Genomic DNA, 19,036 nt, shown 5'->3' with positions numbered 1-19,036 from the left:
ATGCGCGTCAGCGGAAGTCCTGGTGGCAGGCGCGGCAGTCGGCCTGCACGGTTTCCACGACCTTGGCCAGGGCGGTGCAGTCACTGGGCGGAGCCGCCAATGCGGCGTTGAGGTTGCCGCGCAGCTGGCTGGCGTGCTGCTGGAACCGGCCGTTGTCCTTCAGCCCGGGAAAGGCCAGGTCGAGGTCGTTGGACAGAAGGCGCAGGGCCTGCAGCCGCGGCACGCTGTCGGCCAGGCTGCAGCGGTTCTGCTGCTGGGCCTGCTGCAGCAGCTGCGATTGCCGCTGCATCACCTGCATCAGGCTGTCCGGGAACGGGTCGCGGCGGGCCTGCAGGGCGCGGCCGACCATGACCGTGGCGACCAGGCCGATCAGCAGGCCCAGGCACAGCACGAACAGGTACCGCTGGGCAGTGGATGGGCGGCGGGGCGGGCTGGCGTTCATGGCGGGCTCTCCGGGCGTGCAACGGTGGGTTCGATGCCGGCGCGCTGTAGGCACTGGCGCCTGCACGTTAAAATAGCCGCATGAACGAACAGGTCAAACAACGCTTCGCCGGCATCGAACGGCTGTATGGCGTAGGTGCGCTCGAGCGCCTGCAGGGCAGCCGCGTGGCGGTGGTGGGCATGGGCGGGGTCGGCTCGTGGGTGGTGGAAGCGCTGGCGCGTTCGGCGGTCGGCCGCCTGACCCTGATCGACGCCGATGACATCTGCGTGTCCAACACCAACCGGCAGCTGCCGGCGATGGAAGGCAACTACGGACGCAACAAGGCCGAGGCGATGGCCGAGCGTTGCCGTGCGATCAATCCGGACATCGAGGTCGATGCCGTGCAGGCATTCCTGACCGTGTCGAACATGGCCGAGTTGCTGGACCGTGGCTTCGACCTGGTGATCGATGCCTGCGACAGCTTCCGGGTGAAGGTCGAGACGATCGCCTGGTGCCGCCGCCGCAAGCTGCCGCTGCTGACCGTGGGGGCTGCCGGTGGTCGCACCGATCCGACCCTGGTGCGCATCCGCGATGTCTCGCGCACCGAGCACGACGCCATGCTGGCGCTGATCCGCAAGAAGCTGCGCAGCGAGTTCAATTTCCCGAAGAATGCCAAGCGCTATTTTGGCGTACCGGCGGTGTACTCGCTGGAAAACGTGAAGTATCCGCAGGCCGATGGCAGCGTCTGCGGCATCCGCCCGAACCTCGGTGCGGATGCTGCATTGAAACTGGACTGTGGCGCAGGCCTCGGTGCGGCAACCCACATCACCGGTGCCTTCGCCTTCGCGGCGGTCGGCAAGGCGCTTGAAATGCTGCTGGAGCCGAAGAAGGTGAAGGCCGAAGTGGTCGAGTCCAGCGAGGTGTGATGGATCGTGCCGGCCAGCGGCCGGCACCTGCCAGTTACATTGCCGGCAGCGCGAACAGGCGCCGCGCATTCTCCGTCGTGGCCTGGGCCACCGCGTCCAGCTCCATCCCGCGCAGTGCGGCCACGTGGCGGGCGATGACTGCCAGTCGCGCTGGTTCGTTGCGCTGGCCGCGGATGCCGGCGTCAGGCTGGTCGGGCGCGTCGGTCTCCAGCAGCAGCTGTTCCAGCGGCATCCCGCGCACCAGGCGCTGCAGCCGTTGAGCGCGATCGTAGGTCAGCGGACCACCGAGACCGAGCAGGAAGCCTTGCCGGTGCAGTTGCGCGGCCTGTTCCGGGCTGCCGGAAAAGCTGTGCACCACGCCGCGCAGGCCGCCGACGCGACGGATCGCGGCAATGACCGCATCCACCGCGCGTCGCGCATGCACGATCACCGGCAGCTCGAACTCGCGGGCCAGTTGCAGCTGGCCGATGAAGTACGCCTGTTGCGCCTCTGCATCCAGTCCCTCGACGAAGAAGTCCAGCCCGCATTCGCCGATCGCGCACGGGCGTTCGCGAACGATCCATTCGCGCAGCAGCGGCAGATGGTCGGGCCGGTGCTCGGCCAGGAACATCGGATGCAGGCCGTAGGCCGGGTACAGCCCCGGTGCCTGCCGGCAGACCTCGCGCAGCTTCGGCCAGCTGGCGGCCGTGACGGCCGGTACCACCTGCTCGCGCACGCCCGCGGCGCCCGCGCGCTCGATCACCGCCGTGCGGTCAGCATCGAACTCACTGGCATCCAGATGGCAGTGGCTGTCGACCAGCGGGATCAACGCTGTTCCAGCGGCGGCGGGGCCGGGACTGTATTGCGGCTCTTCCAGTTGGCCAGCAGCAGGGTGCCGAAGCCCAGTACCAGCTCGTCGACGAACGGAATCGGGTCGGGAATGAACAGGGTCAGCACGAACAGGCCGGCGGTCAGCTTGAACAGGGTGGGGTAGCGCAGCCGGCGGGCCCATTGCAGTACCGGCAGCAGCATCGGGTTGGCCATGGCGTGGATCCTCGTGGGGAATATGCAAACGCTACCACGGGCCCAGCATTTCCCGATGCTGAATGGGTTACAGGAATGAGCAGGAAATGTGGAGATTCCGTTCAGGCAGTGCATGCTGCAATCTGGGCCGAGAACGTTGCGGATGGTCCGCAAGGAGCAGGTCATGAAAAGCACAACTACAACTGTCCTGGTCGCAGCGGGCGCGCTGCTGGTCGGTGGCATCGCCACCGCCGCCTTCATGAAGAGCGGCGACAAGTCGCCTGATTCCATCAGCGCCGGAACCCCCAACGGTGAATCGCGGCTGGTTGACGGCAATGCCGTTGACGATGGCGCGCGTGGTGACACGCTCGACCCGTCTGCACCGCGCGGGCTGGAATACGCCGACGTGCTGAAGGTCGACCCGATCACCGAGAAGCAGAAGGCCTACGCCACCGTGATCGGCACCGATCCCGTGCGCGAGACCTCCACCACCCAGACCCCGCACGAGGTCTGCCAGGACGTGACCGTGCAGGAGCGCCTGCCGGAGCGTGACGGCAACGTCGGCGGCACCGTGGTCGGCGCGGTGGTCGGCGGCCTGCTCGGCAACCAGGTCGGCGGTGGCAACGGCAAGAAGGCCGCGACCGCAGCCGGTGCCGTGGCCGGTGGCTTCATCGGCAACCAGATCGACAAGCGCCATGTGGGTGGCCGCGTGGTCAACCGCACCGAACGCCAGTGCCACACCGAGACCGCCACCTCCGAGTCGAGCCGTGTTACCGGCTACAACGTGACCTACCGCAACGAGGACGGCACCACCGGCACCATGCGCATGGCCAGCAAGCCGGGCAACCGCATCGCCATGGGCACCAATGACGTGGTGAAGGGCTACAACGTGACCTACCGCTACGACGGCGCCGAGAAGACCGTGCGCATGGACAACAAGCCGGCCAGCGATCGCCTGCCGGTGGTCGATGGCCAGCTGGTCACGCAGACCGCTGCTGCCGGCGCCACTGCGGCCACGCGCCAGTAATCCAGAATACGTGCTGTACCCGACGGGCCGGCGCATGCCGGCCCGTTTCGTTGTGAGCGCGGGCATTCATCCGTGTGGAGGCGGAATCCACCATCATGGTGGCCCCTTCGACATGGAGTCGGCATGAGCATCTTCGACCTGCGCCTGGAAACCGAGCGCCTGATCCTGCGTCCGCTGCTGCGCGAGGACTACGAACCCTATCTGGCGTTCTGCGCCGACGAGGAAACGATGCGCACCCTCGGTGGCGTGCAGCCGCCTTCGGTAGCCTGGCGCGGCTTCTGCAGCCTGGCTGGCGCCTGGCAGCTGTTCGGCTTTTCGATGTTCAGCGTGATCGAAAAATCCAGCGGGGACTGGATCGGGCGGATGGGCCCCTGGCAACCGCAGGACTGGCCGGGTACCGAGGTCGGCTGGGGCATCCGCCGCGCCAGCTGGGGCCGGGGCTATGCGCCGGAAGCGGCAGTCGCGGCGATCGACTGGGCCTTCGACACGCTGGGTTGGCACGAGGTGATCCATACCATCGCCGAGAACAACGACAACTCGCGGGCGGTCGCGCGCAAGCTGGGCAGCACGTTGCTGCGGATGGGCGAACTGCCGCCGCCGTACAACGACAAACCGATGCAGATCTGGGGCCAGTCGCGCGAACAGTGGCAGCAGCGTGCACGCTGAACGTGACCCGGTAGTGCCGGCCGCTGGCCGGCAACCTCGTTGCAGCAGGATTCGTGCGATTGCCGGCCAGCGGCCGGCACTACCGGGGTGCCATGCTGCATCCGCGCTTGGCATTCCCTGGCGCACTTGCCAGACTGCACGCAGCCGGCCGCCGGCCGGATCCGATGGAGCAGGCAATGGTGGAAGAGCGCGTCCCGCTGACGGTGCATGGCATGTCGGTCTCGGGCAATTGCCACAAGGTCCGGCTGCTGCTTGAGCAGCTCGGCAGCCGTTACCGCTGGGTGGAAGTGGACAGTGCCCATGGCCAGACCCACACGCCCGAATTCCTGGCGCTCAACCCGAATGCCAAGGTGCCGCTGATCGTCCGCGACGACGGCCGCGTGCTGACCGAGTCCAACGCGATCCTGTTCTGGCTGGCCGAAGGCACGCCCTACCTGCCCAGCGATGGATGGGAGCGTGCGCAGGCGTTGAGCTGGATGTTCTTCGAGCAGTACACGCACGAGCCGTGCGTGGCGGTAGCGCGCTTCATCCGGGGCTGGACGGCGCCCGACTCGCCACGCCGTGCCGAACTGCCACGCCTGCACGAGCGTGCCGCCACCGCGTTGGCGGTGATGGAGCAGCACCTGCGCGAAGCGCAGTGGTTCACCGGCAGCGGATACGGCATTGCCGATATCGCCCTGTTTGCCTATACCGATGTGGCGGGCGAGGGCGGCATCAGCCTGGAGCCGTTCCCGGAAGTTCGCGCCTGGCTGCAGCGCGTGCGTGCGCAGCCGCGCTTCCTGCCGATGCCGGCGGTGACCGCCGAGGTGCGCTCGCGTTTCGAGGCGGCGTGATGCCCACAGGGTAGCGCCCGGTATTGCCGGGCGGAACGCAACAACGACACGGAGGGTGTTCGATGTTCGCTGTGGTTCCGGATCCGATTCCCGCGCGCATGCGGGGGCTCAACCGCGCCGAGGTGTGCGACGTCAATTTCCTTGAGGCGGTGCGCGGGTGGCGCGGGACGCCGCGCCCGCGACCCGCGGCAGATGCTCCGATCCTGCCGGGCAGTACGCTCACCGCTGCCGCCTTCGATGAACTGTTCGACTCGCAGCTGGCCAGTCGCCAGCTGGACCTGATGGCGCGCGTGCTGCGCGTGCAGAACAAGGTCTTCTACACCATCGGTTCGTCCGGCCATGAAGGCAACGCGCTGCTGGCGCGGGCCTGCCGGCACACCGATCCTGCCTTCCTGCACTATCGTTCCGGCGCCTTCATGGCCGAGCGTTCGCGGCAGGTGCCGGGCATCGACCCGCTGCGCGATGCGGCACTGTCCTTCGCCGCCAGCGCGGATGATCCGGCCAGCGGTGGCCGCCACAAGGTGTGGGGCAGCAAGCCATTGTGGGTGCTGCCGCAGACCTCGACGATTGCGTCGCACCTGCCCAAAGCGCTGGGCACCGCACTGGCCATCGAGAGTGGCAAGCGGCTGGGGCAGGCGCTGCCCATTCCCACCGACAGCATCGTGCTGTGCTCGTTCGGCGATGCGTCGGCCAACCACGCCACCGCGCAGACCGCCTTCAATACCGCGATGTGGTCGGCCTACCAGAAACTACCGGCGCCGATCCTGTTCGTCTGCGAGGACAACGGCCTGGGCATCTCGGTGAAGACCCCCGATGGCTGGATCGCCGAGCGCTTCAGCCACCAGCCGGGGCTGGACTATTTCTTTGCCGATGGCCTCGACCTGGCCACCGGGCACGCCCAGGTGCAGGCGGCGGTGGAACACTGCCGGCGCACGCGGCGGCCGACCTTCCTGCATCTGCGCACCACGCGCCTGATGGGCCATGCCGGCACCGACTTTGAAGTGGAATGGCGCGCGCTGCCGGAACTGTGCGCGGCCGAGGCGCAGGATCCGCTGCTGCGCTCGGCGCAGATCGCGCTGGAATCAGGCTGGATGGATGCGGCCGCCATCGAAGTGGCCTACGAAACGATGCGCGCGCGCTGCATGGCCGCTGCCGCCGATGCCGAAGGCAGTGCGAAGCTGCAGTCGCTGCGGGAGGTGATGGCGCCGCTGGCACCGTACACCCCTGCAGCGGTGCAGGCCGAAGCGCAGCGCGAGGTCGCTGCCGAAGCACGCGAGGCACTCTATGGCGGTGCCGAGGCATTGCCGGAACGACAGGCGCCGCGGCATCTCGCAATCCAGATCAATCATGGTCTGCAGGAGCTGCTGGCCAAGTATCCGCAGAGCCTGCTGTTCGGCGAGGACGTGGCGCAGAAGGGCGGTGTCTACACCGTCACCAAGGATCTGCTGCGCCGCTTCGGGCCGCGCCGGGTCTTCAACACCCTGCTGGACGAGACCATGATCCTGGGCATGGCGCAGGGCCTGGCCAACATGGGCATGCTGCCGATCCCGGAGATCCAGTACCTGGCCTACCTGCACAACGCCATCGACCAGCTGCGTGGCGAAGCCTGTTCGCTGCAGTTCTTCTCCAACGACCAGTACCGCAACCCGATGCTGGTGCGGGTGGCCGGGCTGGGCTACCAGAAGGGTTTCGGCGGCCATTTCCACAACGACAACTCGGTCACCGCCCTGCGCGACATCCCCGGGCTGGTGGTCGGCTGCCCATCGCGCGGCGACGATGCGGTGATGATGCTGCGCACGCTGGCGGCGCTGGCCCGGGTGGATGGGCGCGTGGCGGTGTTCCTGGAGCCGATCGCGCTGTACATGAGCAAGGACCTGCATGAGCCGGGCGATGGCCAGTGGCTGTTCGACTACCCGGCCCAGGGCCGGGCACTGGTGCCGGGCGAAGGCCGTGTTTACGGGCCGGAGGCTGGCGACCTGGTGGTGTACACCTACGGCAATGGCGTGCCGATGGCGCTGCGCGCAGCGCGGGCCATCGAACAGCAGCTGGGCTGGCAGGTACGGGTGGTCGACCTGCGCTGGCTGGTGCCGCTGGATGCCGGCTTCATCGCCAGCCAGGCCGCCAGCGCACGGCGCGTGCTGGTGCTGGACGAGGGCCGCCACAGTGGAGGGGTGGGCGAGGGCGTGGTCACCGCACTGGTCGAGGCCGGTTTCGGCCACCTGCCGCTGCGCCGGGTCTGCGGCGCCGATACCTATACCCCGCTGGCAGGGGCAGCAATGTTCGGGCTTCCAAGCGACAATGCGGTGATTGGCGCCGCCCTTGAACTGGCGCAGGAACCTTGATGCATGTGTGGATTGGCGGGAATGTTGTTGCCGGCGCCGGTGGCGTCGGCCGAGGTGCTGCAGGCGCAGGTCCTGGCCATGGGCGAGGCGCTGCACCACCGCGGGCCGGATGATGGCGGCAGCTGGGTCGATGCCGGGGCAGGCATCGCGCTGGCGCACCGTCGGCTGAGCATTCTCGATCTGTCGCCGCTGGGCCACCAGCCGATGGCCTCGTCCGATGGTCGGTACGTGATGGCCTACAACGGCGAGGTCTACAACTTCGCCGCCCTGCGTGCCGAACTGGAGCCGCTGGGGCATGCTTTCCGTGGCCATTCCGACACCGAAGTGCTGCTCGCGGCGATCCTGCAGTGGGGCATGGAAGAAACCCTGCAGCGTTGCAACGGCATGTTCGCCATCGCGCTGTGGGACCGCCAGGCGCAGTGCCTGTGGCTGGCACGCGACCGCGTTGGCAAGAAGCCGCTGTACTACGGCTGGGCCGGTGACACCCTGGTGTTCGGTTCCGAACTGAAAGCGCTGTGGCAGCACCCGGCGTTCGACAACGACATCGACCGCGACGCGCTGACCCTGTTGCTGCGGTTGGATTACATTCCGGCCCCGCACAGCATCCACCAGCGCTGCTACAAGCTGATGCCCGGCCGCGTGCTGCGCCTGGACGCCGAAGCCGTGGCGGCGGGTGCATCGGCGCATCGCCCGGAGCAGGCGCAGCGCCCGTACTGGGATGCGCGTGCACGCATGCAGGCGGCACTGGCTGCGCCGTTCCAGGGCCGCATCGAGGAAGCAGAGGAGCAGCTGGACGGGCTGCTGCGCGACGCGGTGGCGCTGCGCATGGTGGCCGACGTGCCGGTGGGCGTGTTCCTGTCCGGCGGTACCGATTCGTCGCTGGTGGCGGCGCTGATGCAGGCGCAGAGCGGGCAGCCGGTGCACAGCTTCAGCATCGGTTTCACCGATTCGGGCCACGACGAGGCACCGCTGGCCAGGGAACTGGCCACGCATCTGGGCTGCGACCACACCGAGCTCTACGTCAGCGGCGCGGATGCACTGGCAGTCGTGCCGCAGCTGCCGGCAATGTTCGACGAACCCTTTGCCGATGCCTCGCAGGTGCCAACCGCGCTGGTCGCCCGGCTGGCGCGGCAGGGCGTGACCGTGGCGTTGTCTGGCGACGGCGGTGATGAGCTGTTCTTCGGCTATACCCGCTACGTGCGCGCGCTGCGCAACTGGCAGATGCTGGGCCGCGTGCCGGGCCCGCTGCGACGCTGGATGGGCGCGCGCGCGCAGCACCAGGGCGAGGCCTCGCGGACCGGCGGACTGGCCGCGCTGTTGGCCGAGTCCGGCGCGCGAGGCATTGGCGACGTGTACCGCAACCGCATCTCGCGCTGGCGCGACCCCGCCGCGGCAGTGCCCGGCGCACAGGCCGCCGGCAGCTTCTACGACCTGGCCGATCCGCTGCACGGTGCCGGCACGCCGGCCGACGCGATGATGCTGGCCGATTACGTGACCTACCTGCCGGATGACCTGCTCTGCAAGGTCGACCGCACCTCGATGGCGGTCAGCCTGGAGGCACGCGCGCCGCTGCTGGACTGGCGCGTGGCCGAGTTCGCCTGGTCGCTGCCGCTGGGCTTCAAGCGCAGCGAAACCACCAGCAAGGTGCTGCTCAAGCGCGTGCTTGGCCGCTACGTGCCGCAGTCAATGGTGCACCGGCCCAAGCGCGGGTTCGGCGCGCCGGTCAGCGACTGGCTGAAGGGCGACCTGCGGCCGTGGGCCGAGGATCTGTTGCAGCCGGCGCGCCTGGAGCGCGAAGGCGTGCTGTCGGCGGCGGCGGTGCAGCCGCTGTGGCAGCAGTTCCTGGGCGGCCAGCGCAAGTGGCATACCCACCTGTGGAACGTGCTGATGTTCCAGGCCTGGCAGGCGCATTGGCGGCAGGTGCGGGCCCGCGTGACCGGGGGCTGATCTTCACCGGACGGCACGGGCCCGGCGTCTAGGCTGGGCCTCCCGCACCGTGAGGAGTATGTCCCTATGTCCGTCCCCACCATCGCCGTGTTCGTCGGCAGCCTGCGCAAGGATTCCTGCAACCGCAAGCTGGCCCATGCGCTGGAGAAGATCGCTGGCGACCGCGCGCGCTTCCAGTACGTGCAGATTGGTGATCTACCGCTGTACGACCAGGATTTCGATGGCCAGTACCCGCCTCAGGGCACCCGGCTGAAGGATCAGGTGCGCGCCGCCGACGCGGTGCTGTTCGTGACCCCCGAATACAACCGGTCGGTGCCGGGCGTGCTGAAGAACGCCATCGACATCGGCTCGCGCCCCTACGGTGACAGTGCGTTTGCCGGCAAGCCGGCGGCGGTGATCGGCGCCTCCATCGGCCAGATCGGCACCGCCGTGGCCCAGCAGCACCTGCGCAACAGCCTGGCCTTCCTGGACATGCACGTGCTCGGCCAGCCCGAGGCGTTCATCCATTTCAAGGACGGCCTGATCGACGCCGACGGCACGATCCACAACGAGGGCACGCAGAAATTCCTGCAGGGCTACGTGGACCGGTTCCTGGCACTGATCGCGGTGCATGTGAAGGGCGACTGAGACCGATGGGGTAGCAGCAGCCAGGCCGCGGGTCGGATCCCGGCGCGCAGCGGCGGGCCCTGGCCCCACGTTCCGCTGAGCACCGGAGCCCTTGCGCTGCACGGAATCCGACCCTGGCCGCCTGATCTGCGATAATGACCCACCCGGGCGCCGCAACGGCGCCCGTCGCAGGCACTGCGACGCCCCCGCGCCAGAGTGGCCAGGCACTGGCGGATATCCCCCGTTTCTCCACGGCTTATCCACAGGCTTGTCCATGGCTGCCGGGGTCGGCGCATGCCTACACTCGTCCGGCCCACTTTTGCAGGAAACACCGCAGCATGTCCGCTCGTTCCGGCTTCCGTTCCAACCGCAGAGAGCGCGGTGATGGCTTTGATCGTGATCGCGATGAATCGCGTATCGACCAGTTGCGCGTTCCGCCGCATTCGGTGGAAGCCGAGCAGGCGGTGCTGGGTGGCCTGATGCTGGCGCCGGAGGCCTACGACCGGGTCAACGACCAGCTGACCGAGGGCGATTTCTACCGCCGCGATCACCAGATGATCTACCGCGCGATCCGTGAGCTGTCCGAGCGCGAGCGGCCGTTCGACGCGGTGACCCTGGGCGAGTGGTTCGAATCACAGGGCAAGCTGGAGCTGGTGGGCGATGGTGCCTACCTGATCGAGCTGGCGAGCACCACGCCGTCGGCGGCCAACATCGTGGCCTATGCCGAGATCGTGCGTGACAAGGCCGTGCTGCGGCAGCTGATCCAGGTCGGCACCGACATCGTCAACGATGGCTTCCAGCCTGAGGGCCGTGACAGCAGTGAGCTGCTGGCCTCTGCGGAGAAGAGCGTGTTCGCCATCGCTGAACAGGGTGCACGCGGCCGTACCGACTTCGTGGCGATGCCTGGCGCGCTGAAGGATGCCTTCGAGGAACTGCGCAACCGCTTCGAGAACGGCGGCAACATCACCGGCCTGCCGACCGGCTACAACGACTTCGATGCGATGACTGCCGGCCTGCAGCCGACCGACCTGATCATCCTCGCCGCGCGCCCGGCCATGGGCAAGACGACTTTTGCACTGAACATCGCCGAGTACGCGGCGATCAAGTCGAAGAAGGGCGTGGCGGTGTTCTCGATGGAAATGTCGGCCTCGCAGCTGGCGATGCGCCTGATCTCCTCCAACGGCCGCATCAACGCGCAGCGCCTGCGTACCGGCCAGCTGGAAGATGAAGACTGGAGCCGCGTCACCAGCGCAATCAAGATGCTGAAGGAAACCAAGATCTTCATCGACGATACGCCGGGCGTGTCGCCGGAAGTGCTGCGTTCCAAGTGCCGCCGGCTCAAGCGCGAGCACGACCTGGGCCTGGTGGTGATCGATTACCTGCAGCTGATGAGCGTGCCGGGCAACAGTGAAAACCGCGCCACCGAAATCTCGGAGATCTCGCGTTCGCTGAAGGGCCTGGCCAAGGAACTGCACGTGCCGGTGATCGCGCTGTCGCAGCTCAACCGCTCGCTGGAAACACGTACCGACAAGCGCCCGGTGATGGCCGACCTTCGCGAATCGGGCGCAATCGAGCAGGACGCGGACATGATCGTGTTCATCTACCGCGACGATTACTACAACAAGGAAAATTCGCCGGACAAGGGCCTGGCCGAGATCATCATCGGCAAGCACCGTGGTGGCCCGACCGGATCGTGCAAGCTGAAGTTCTTCGGTGAGTACACCCGCTTCGACAACCTGGCCCACGACTCGGTCGGCTCATTCGAATAACCGTAGTGCCGGCCGCTGGCCGGCAACCACCCCACGGCTGGCAAACCATTCAGAACGCCAATCTTCCGTACGTGGCGTGTAAATGACATGTAACGCGAGGCTTCTACGATTCCGCCGCTGCTGCTCTTCGACGCCGCCCTTCGGCGTCCAGCGTGCCCAAGGAATCCGCCTCCATGCCGTCCCACGCTCCGCTTCGCCGCAATCTGCTGGCCCTGCTGGTCTGTGCTTCGCTGCCGTCGCTGGCTGTCGCTGAAACCGCCCCGGCGACCGACGCGCAGTCGGCCACGACCCTCGATTCGATCTCGGTGATCGGCCGCGGCGAAGCCCGCCAGGTGCAGCGCGTGACCGCCGAGGACATGAAGGTCCTGCCGCCCGGTGCCAACCCGCTGAAGCTGCTGGCGGCCAAGCCGGGCGTGCATTTCGAATCGGCCGATGCCACCGGCGCCTACGAATGGTCCACCAGCATCAGCCTGCGTGGCTTCAACCAGAATCGCCTGGGCTACACCCTCGATGGCATTCCGCTGGGCAACATGGCCTACGGCAACAGCAACGGCCTGCACATCAGCCGCGCGGTGATCAGCGAGAACCTGGGCGGTGCGGAGGTCTCCACCGGCATTGGTGCGCTGGGTACGCCGTCCACCAGCAACCTCGGCGGCGTGTTCCAGTTCTACTCGATCGATCCGTCCACCGAATATGGGGTCGTGCTGGCACAGAGCTTCGGCAGCGACAATGCGCGCCGCAGCTATGCACGCCTCGATACCGGCGACCACCAGGGCTTTGCCGCTTACCTGTCCGGCGTGTATTCCGAAGGCGACAAGTGGAAGGGCAAGGGCTCGCAGGAACTGAAGCAGTTCAACGGCAAGGCCACCTACAACTTCGGCACGGACAGCAGGATCACCGCGCTGTTCAACGCTTCGCGCCGCGTCGAGGCCGACTACCAGGACCTGTCGCTGGAGATGATCGATCGCCTCGGCTGGGACTGGGACAACTACGCGCCGGACTGGGATCGCGCGGTGGCTGCTGCACGCGGAAAGTACAGTGGTGGCGTCAACAGCCCGTGGGACGCCTATTACTCCGGTCACGGCCTGCGCAATGACGATGTGTCCAGCATTGCCGGTGATTTCGGCCTGAACGAGTCGATGCGCCTGAAGGTCAACGTCTACAACCACAGCAACCGTGGCCAGGGCCACTGGTTCAGCCCGTCCAATCCGTCCAACCCGGGCACCAGCCGCGAGATCCCGATCTCGATCCGCACCACCGAGTATGCGATTGACCGCACCGGCGTGACCTCGGCGTTCACCTGGAACGTGGCGGGCCACGAACTGGAGGCGGGCCTGTGGTACGAAGACAACGGCCACAGCGTGCAGCGCAACTTCTACTACATCGACGGCCCGATCACCGACGACTTCTTCCTGCGCAATCCGGACCAGCGCGTGTGGCACCAGCGCTACACCACCATCACCCGCCAGTTCTACGTGCAGGACCGCTTCCGCCTGTTCGATGACCGCCTGACCATCGACATCGGCGCGAAGTCGCCGCACACCCGCACCCGCGTGCGCACGCCGCTGGGCAGCTATGCCAACAACAGCAGCCTGACCTCGAAGAAGGGCCTGCTCCCGCAGGCGGGCTTCAACTTCAAGCTCAACGAGGGCAACGAGATCTTCGGCTCGTTCGCCAAGAACGTGGCCGCCTACGCGCTGGGCGTGGGCAGCCCGTTCAACGTGCCGCAGGCCGCCTTCGATGCCAGCGCGAAGAACCTGAAACCGGAACAGTCGCGCACCATCGAGCTGGGCTGGCGCGGCTACGGCCAGGGCTATGAAGCCTCGGTAGCGGTGTACGACGTCAAGTTCGACAACCGTCTGCTGGCCATCGCGCAGTGCGTGGGCATCCTCGGTTGCCCGGCGCTGTTCTCCAACGTCGGTTCGGTAACCAGCCGCGGCGCCGAGGCGACCCTGCAGCTGAAGCCGATGCAGGACCTGTCCTGGTCCAACGCGCTGTCGTGGAATGACAGCACCTACGACAACGACTACGTCAACAACGGCGTGGTGCCGACCCGCGGCAAGAAGACCGTCGACACCCCGGAATGGATGTTCGCCAGCACCCTGGCCTGGACCCCGGGCCCGTGGGACCTGCGCCTGGCCGCCAACCATGTCGGCAAGCGTTACGTGACCTATACCAACGACGTGTCGGTGCCCAGCTACTGGCTGGTCAACGCTTCGGTGGCCTATGACTTCGGCAAGCTCGGCCCGGCGCAGAACCTGACCGTGGCGCTGAACCTGACCAACCTGACCGACAAGCGCTACCTGTCCTCGATCAACACCAACGGCACCTACGCCGCCGACCCGACCCGCAGCCTGGCGACCATGCAGGTTGGCGCGCCGCGGCAGGTGATGGCCACCGCCACCGTGCACTTCTGATGCGCGGCCCCGTCGATCCGGAAAGCCGTCGTCGCCTGTTGCGCATGGCGTGGCAGGGCACGGGGGCGGCGATCGCACTGGCGGCGATGCCGGGGCTGGCCACGGCCGGCCCACGCCCGCGGTTGGGGCGTGATCCGTTCACCCTGGGCGTCGCCGCCGGCGATCCGGATCCGCAGGGAGCCGTACTGTGGACGCGTCTGGCGCCGGACCCGCTCAACGGCGGCGGCATGCCATCGCGGGCGGTGCCGGTGCGCTGGTTCGTGGCCGAAGACCCGGGCATGCGCCGGCTGGTGCAGCGTGGCGTCGCCGCGGCGGTGCCCGAGCTGGCCCATTCGGTGCACGTGGAGGTCAATGGCCTGCGCCCAGGCCGCGACTACTACTACCGTTTTGCCTGCGACGGTGACGAGGAAAGCGCGGTCGGCCACTTCCGCACCGCGCCGCTGCCCGACACGCAGCTGCAGCAGCTGCGGCTGGCCCTGTGCACCTGCCAGGCCTGGAACAGTGGCTACTACCCGGTGCTGCGCGATATCGCAAAGAGTGATGTCGACCTGGTGCTGCATGCCGGTGACTACCTGTACGAGTACAGCCCACTGCAGAACGCGCGTGGTCTCACGCTGGATGCGGAACGCTTCAGTGGCGAGACCGTCGGCCTGGAGCGCTACCGCGACCAGTACGCGCTGTACAAGCTCGATCCCGATCTGCAGGCCGCGCACGCCGCCCACGCGTTCGCGGTGATCTGGGACGACCACGAAGTGCAGAACGATTACTCGGGCATCCATCCGGAGAAGCCCGGCGTCTCGACGGAGGACTTCATCGTTCGCCGCGCGGCGGCCTACCGCGCGTTCTACGAACACCTGCCGATGCGTAGTACGCCTGCGGGCAACGGTGGCCTGCGCGTGCATCGGCGCCTGCGTTACGGCGATCTGGCACAGCTTGCGCTGCTCGACTGCCGCCAGTTCCGTCCGGCCAATCCCTGCGGGGTGGGCGAGTCGCCGCGCTGCGACGCTGCGTTGGATCCACGCATTAGCATGCTGGGCGTGGGCCAGGAAGCCTGGTTCGCGCAGTCGATGGCGGCCGCACGCGGCACGCGCTGGAACGTGGTGGTGCAGCAGCTGCTGATGGCGCAGCTGCGGCTGGACGGCGGCACGGCGCGAGAGCGCTTCTGGAACGATGCCTGGGACGGCTATCCCGCCGCACGCAAGCGGTTGCTGCAGGCGATGCAGGCAGGCGGGCAGGGCAATGCCATCGTGCTCGGTGGTGACTGGCATTCCACCTTCGTCAACGACCTGAAGCTGGATTTCGACGCGGCCAGCGCGCCGGTCGTCGCCACCGAATTCATCGCGCCGGCGATCAGCAGCGGCGGCGACGACACACCGTACGGGCCGTACTATGGGCCGTCGATAGCGCAGAACCCGCACATCCGCTATTTCGACGGTGACCGCCGCGGCTGGTGGAAGCTGCAGCTGAACCGGCAGACCGTGGATGCGGAGCTGCGCTTCGCCGACAGCGTGCTGCGCGCGGATGCGCCGGTGCGCACTGCGGCGCGCTTCCAGGTCACCCACGGCCGCCCGGGCGCAGTGCCGGTGTGAATCCGTTCGGTCGTGCCGACCGCTGGCCGGCAACCTGATCAATCTTCGGTTTCCCCACCACCGGATTCATCGCCCCGAGCCGGGTTTCGTCGCAAACCGTTTGCGGGCGGCCAGAGCGGGGCGCCAAGGTGTCCGCAGGCGGCAAGGTGCCGCCACAAGGAGACCGTGATGAAGACCCTGTTCGCGCTCGGTGTGTGGTGCCTGCTGTTCGTGCTGTGCTGGCCGCTGGCGATCCTCGCCCTGATCGCCTGGCCGTTCGTGTGGCTGCTGAGCCTGCCGTTCCGCCTGGTCGGCATCACCTTCTCGGCGCTGTTTGCGTTCCTGCGCGCGCTGTTCATGCTGCCCGCGCGCCTGCTCGGCGGCGGCCCGGTGGCGGCATGAGGGCTGTGTTGCTGGTCGCGCTGGCATTGCTCGCGGGGCCGGCACTGGCCACACCGGTCCCGCCGTCCGCATGGCTGGAACGCCAGCAGGCCGCCGCTGCCGATGAGGCGGATGCGGCAGCGGCCAAGGCGGTCAAACCCAAGGAGCGCTGCCGGGTGGTGAAGGAGTGGAAGGCCGGTGAAACCGTGGCCCAGCACCGCATCTGTGACGATCCGCCGAAGAAGCCGGCTGGAAAGGTGTAGAACCGAGCCCACGCTCGGCTTCACCCTCCGCGGCTGCCGACCGGAGAGCCGAGCATGGGCTTGGCTCTGCAGGAAAACGGGCAACAAAAAACCCCGCCAAGGCGGGGTTTTTCGTCTGCAGGTGAGTGCCGACCAACGGTCGGCACCGACCATGATGCCGATCAGTTCGCCTTGTGGATGGCGCGCTTGCTGACCGCCATCGCCGCGTCGTGGATCACTTCCGACAGCGACGGGTGGGCGTGGCAGATGCGGGCCAGGTCATCGGCCGAGCCACTGAACTCCATGGTCAGCACGCCTTCGTGCACCAGCTCGGAGACGTTGGCGCCGACCAGGTGCATGCCGAGGATGCGATCGGTTTCGGCATGGGCCAGGATCTTCACGAAGCCCGCCGGCTCGATCATCGCCACGGCACGGCCGTTGGCGGCGAACGGGAAGCTGCCGGCCTTGTAAGGGATGCCTTCGGCCTTCAGCTGGGCTTCGGTCTTGCCGACCCACGCCAGTTCCGGCTCGGTGTAGATGACCCACGGGATGGTGTCGAAGTTGACGTGGCCCGGCAGGCCGGCGATCAGCTCAGCCACCGCGATGCCTTCCTCGAAGCCCTTGTGCGCCAGCATCGGGCCGCGCACGCAGTCGCCGACCGCCCACACGCCGTTGACGCCGGTGTGGCAGTGCGCGTCGACTTCGATCTGGCCGCGCTCGTTGATCTTGACGCCGGTGCCTTCGGCCAGCAGGCCCTTGGTGGCGGCGCGACGGCCAACGGCCACCAGCAGCTTGTCCACGGTCAGGGTCTTTTCGCCTTCAGCGTCGGTGTAGGTGACGATGACTTCCTTCTTCTTGCCCTTGCCGGTGATCTCGGTCTTGGAAACCTTGGCATTGAGCTTGATGTCCAGGCCCTGCTTCTTGAATTCCTTGGCAGCGGTCTTGGCCACTTCGGCGTCGGCAGCCGCCAGGAACTCCGGCATGGCTTCGAGGATGGTGACTTCCGCGCCCAGGCGCTTCCACACGCTGCCCAGTTCCAGGCCGATGACGCCGGCGCCGATCACCGCCAGGCGGTTCGGCACTTCGGTGAAGTCCAGGCCGCCGACGTTGTCGACGATGGTCTCGCCGTCGAACTTGGCGAACGGCAGTTCGATCGAATCCGAACCGGCCGCGATGATGACGTTGGTGCCCTTCAGCTCGACGATGGAACCGTCATGCTGGGTGACCTTGACCACGTTGCCCGGCTGCAGCTCGCCAAAACCATAATAGGCAGCGACCTTGTTGGCCTTGAACAGCATGCCGATGCCGCCGGTGAACTGCTTGACGATCTTGTCCTTGCGGCCAACCATCGCCTCGACGTCGATCTTGGCATCCTTGAAGCTGATGCCGTGGTCGCCAAAGATGTGGCCCATGTTCCAGAACTGGCGCGAGGAATCCAGCAGCGCCTTGGACGGGATGCAGCCCACGCGCAGGCAGGTGCCGCCGAGGGCCGGCTTGCCCTCCTTGCCCAGCGCCGCGTCGATGCAGGCGGTCTTCAGGCCCAGCTGGGCCGCGCGGATGGCAGCGTGGTAACCGGCCGGGCCGGCACCGATGACGACGACGTCGAATTGTTCAGCCATTGAATTATTCCTTGATGCATTACCAGAACCCCTCCGCGCAGGCGCGGAGGGGCGGGAGGTGTCTTACAGGCCGAACAGCATGCGGCCCGGGTTTTCCAGCTGGTTCTTGATGTCCACCAGGAACTGCACCGAATCCTTGCCGTCGATGATGCGGTGGTCGTACGACAGCGCCAGGTACATCATCGGCGCGATCACGACCTGGCCGTTCTGGGCGATCGGACGCTCCTTGATGGCGTGCATGCCCAGGATGGCGCTCTGCGGCGGGTTGATGATCGGGGTCGACAGCAGCGAACCGAAGGTGCCGCCGTTGGTCACGGTGAAGGTACCGCCCTGCAGTTCATCCAGGCCCAGCTTGCCGTCACGCGCCTTCTTGGCGTAGTCGGCGATGGTCTTCTCGATGTCGGCGAACGACATGCGCTCGACATTGCGCAGGACCGGGGTGACCAGGCCCTTTTCGGTCGAGACGGCGATCGAGATGTCCGAGTAGCCGTGGTAGATGATGTCGTCGCCGTCGATCGAGGCGTTGACCAGCGGGAAGCGCTGCAGCGCGTTGGCGGCGGCCTTCACGAAGAAGCTCATGAAGCCCAGCTTGATGCCGTGGGCCTTGACGAACTCGTCCTGCAGTTCCTTGCGCGCCGCCGACACCTTGGACAGGTCGACTTCGTTGAAGGTGGTCAGCATGGCGGTGGAGTTCTTCGACTCCATCAGGCGCTCGGCAATGCGCTTGCGGATGCGGGTCATCGGCACGCGCTCTTCCGGACGTGCACCACCGGCCTTGCCGGCGCCGCCGTTGCGGGCGAAGTTGACGATGTCTTCCTTGGTCACCGCGCCGCGACGGCCGGTGCCGTCGACGTCGGCCGGGTTCACGCCTTCGGTGATGGCGGTGAAGCGGGCGCCCGGCGGCAGCGCATCGGCGGCCGACTTGGCGGCCGGGGCCGGAGCGGCGGCAGCGGCCGGAGCAGCAGCGGCCGGGGCAGCGGCTGCAGCCGGAGCGGCTTCGGCAGCCGGAGCCGGGGCAGCAGCCACGGCGCCTTCTTCGATGATCGCCACGACCTGGCTGGAGGTCACGGTCGAGCCTTCGGCGAACTTGATTTCCTTCAGCACGCCGTCGACCGGCGACGGCACTTCCAGGACGACCTTGTCGGTTTCCAGGTCAAGCAGGTTTTCGTCGCGCTTGACGGCGTCGCCCACCTTCTTGTGCCAGGTGGCGATGGTGCCGTCGGCGACGGATTCGGGCAGTACCGGGGCTTTGACTTCGGTGGCCATTGCG

The 19,036-nt window shown here is 67.2% G+C and carries 17 protein-coding genes; 12 read left to right on the top strand and 5 right to left on the bottom strand.

Going from position 1 to position 19,036, the window contains the following annotated elements:
• Nucleotides 1–7: 7 nt before the first annotated feature.
• Nucleotides 8–442, bottom strand: coding sequence for a cytochrome c (locus tag AC5P5R_RS06555; RefSeq protein ID WP_005413950.1), 435 nt, complete (start codon nt 440–442; stop codon nt 8–10).
• Nucleotides 443–522: 80 nt separating this feature from the next.
• Between AC5P5R_RS06555 and AC5P5R_RS06550 the strand changes: the two genes are divergently transcribed.
• Nucleotides 523–1,347, top strand: coding sequence for a tRNA threonylcarbamoyladenosine dehydratase (locus tag AC5P5R_RS06550; RefSeq protein ID WP_060380902.1), 825 nt, complete (start codon nt 523–525; stop codon nt 1,345–1,347).
• Between the two features lie 34 nt (nt 1,348–1,381).
• On the opposite strand, the gene AC5P5R_RS06545 is transcribed toward AC5P5R_RS06550, so the two are convergent.
• Both AC5P5R_RS06545 and AC5P5R_RS06540 read right to left on the bottom strand, forming a co-directional pair.
• Nucleotides 1,382–2,155, bottom strand: coding sequence for a TatD family hydrolase (locus tag AC5P5R_RS06545; RefSeq protein WP_080353398.1), 774 nt, complete (start codon nt 2,153–2,155; stop codon nt 1,382–1,384).
• Nucleotides 2,152–2,370 carry a DUF6116 family protein gene (locus AC5P5R_RS06540; protein ID WP_005410285.1) on the bottom strand — a complete coding sequence of 73 codons (219 nt, stop codon included), beginning with the start codon at nt 2,368–2,370 and terminating at the stop codon, nt 2,152–2,154. The genes AC5P5R_RS06545 and AC5P5R_RS06540 overlap by 4 nt, the downstream gene beginning before the upstream one ends.
• Nucleotides 2,371–2,533: 163 nt before the next feature.
• Between AC5P5R_RS06540 and AC5P5R_RS06535 the strand changes: the two genes are divergently transcribed.
• The 11 genes from AC5P5R_RS06535 to AC5P5R_RS06485 all read left to right on the top strand — a co-directional run bounded on the left by AC5P5R_RS06535 (nt 2,534) and on the right by AC5P5R_RS06485 (nt 16,168).
• Nucleotides 2,534–3,376, top strand: a complete 843-nt coding sequence (locus tag AC5P5R_RS06535) for a glycine zipper 2TM domain-containing protein (protein WP_049397942.1) — start codon at nt 2,534–2,536, stop codon at nt 3,374–3,376.
• A gap of 123 nt (nt 3,377–3,499) precedes the next feature.
• On the top strand, nt 3,500–4,042 hold the full coding sequence (locus tag AC5P5R_RS06530; protein ID WP_100438744.1) for a GNAT family N-acetyltransferase: 543 nt from the start codon (nt 3,500–3,502) through the stop codon (nt 4,040–4,042).
• Between the two features lie 176 nt (nt 4,043–4,218).
• Entirely contained in the window at nt 4,219–4,875 is a 657-nt protein-coding gene (locus tag AC5P5R_RS06525) for a glutathione S-transferase family protein (RefSeq protein ID WP_005410282.1), read from the top strand.
• A gap of 62 nt (nt 4,876–4,937) precedes the next feature.
• The gene (locus AC5P5R_RS06520; RefSeq protein WP_012480788.1) at nt 4,938–7,217 is read left to right on the top strand and encodes a transketolase C-terminal domain-containing protein; all 2,280 of its coding nucleotides are present in this window, start codon (nt 4,938–4,940) and stop codon (nt 7,215–7,217) included.
• Nucleotides 7,218–7,220: 3 nt separating this feature from the next.
• Nucleotides 7,221–9,164, top strand: a complete 1,944-nt coding sequence (gene asnB, locus AC5P5R_RS06515) for an asparagine synthase (glutamine-hydrolyzing) (protein WP_100438743.1) — start codon at nt 7,221–7,223, stop codon at nt 9,162–9,164.
• 66 nt (nt 9,165–9,230) lie between these two features.
• The gene (locus tag AC5P5R_RS06510) at nt 9,231–9,791 is read left to right on the top strand and encodes an NADPH-dependent FMN reductase (protein WP_005410279.1); all 561 of its coding nucleotides are present in this window, start codon (nt 9,231–9,233) and stop codon (nt 9,789–9,791) included.
• Between the two features lie 317 nt (nt 9,792–10,108).
• Nucleotides 10,109–11,539 carry a replicative DNA helicase gene (locus tag AC5P5R_RS06505; protein WP_005410278.1) on the top strand — a complete coding sequence of 477 codons (1,431 nt, stop codon included), beginning with the start codon at nt 10,109–10,111 and terminating at the stop codon, nt 11,537–11,539.
• A 173-nt stretch (nt 11,540–11,712) separates the two neighbouring features.
• Entirely contained in the window at nt 11,713–13,956 is a 2,244-nt protein-coding gene (locus AC5P5R_RS06500) for a TonB-dependent receptor family protein (protein ID WP_060380295.1), read from the top strand.
• Complete coding sequence (locus AC5P5R_RS06495) at nt 13,956–15,545, top strand: alkaline phosphatase D family protein (RefSeq protein ID WP_099498128.1); 1,590 nt, start codon at nt 13,956–13,958, stop codon at nt 15,543–15,545. Before AC5P5R_RS06500 ends, AC5P5R_RS06495 begins: the two co-directional genes overlap by 1 nt.
• Before the next feature lie 168 nt (nt 15,546–15,713).
• A complete protein-coding gene (locus tag AC5P5R_RS06490) occupies nt 15,714–15,926 on the top strand; it encodes a hypothetical protein (RefSeq protein ID WP_005410275.1) in 213 nt (70 codons plus the stop codon).
• A complete protein-coding gene (locus AC5P5R_RS06485) occupies nt 15,923–16,168 on the top strand; it encodes a hypothetical protein (protein ID WP_005410274.1) in 246 nt (81 codons plus the stop codon). The genes AC5P5R_RS06490 and AC5P5R_RS06485 overlap by 4 nt, the downstream gene beginning before the upstream one ends.
• Nucleotides 16,169–16,329: 161 nt before the next feature.
• Here AC5P5R_RS06485 and lpdA read toward each other — a convergent pair whose 3' ends face one another.
• Both lpdA and sucB read right to left on the bottom strand, forming a co-directional pair.
• Nucleotides 16,330–17,766: a dihydrolipoyl dehydrogenase gene (gene lpdA, locus AC5P5R_RS06480; RefSeq protein ID WP_164281504.1), complete on the bottom strand. Its 1,437-nt coding sequence runs from the start codon at nt 17,764–17,766 to the stop codon at nt 16,330–16,332.
• A gap of 63 nt (nt 17,767–17,829) precedes the next feature.
• Nucleotides 17,830–19,032: a dihydrolipoyllysine-residue succinyltransferase gene (sucB, locus tag AC5P5R_RS06475; protein ID WP_005410272.1), complete on the bottom strand. Its 1,203-nt coding sequence runs from the start codon at nt 19,030–19,032 to the stop codon at nt 17,830–17,832.
• Nucleotides 19,033–19,036 lie beyond the last annotated feature (4 nt).

It is taken from the genome of Stenotrophomonas sp. YJH_SMC_19, from assembly GCF_059367915.1.
The sequence above is the reverse complement of the archived record's forward strand: the minus strand, read 5'-3'. Positions and strand labels throughout refer to the sequence as shown.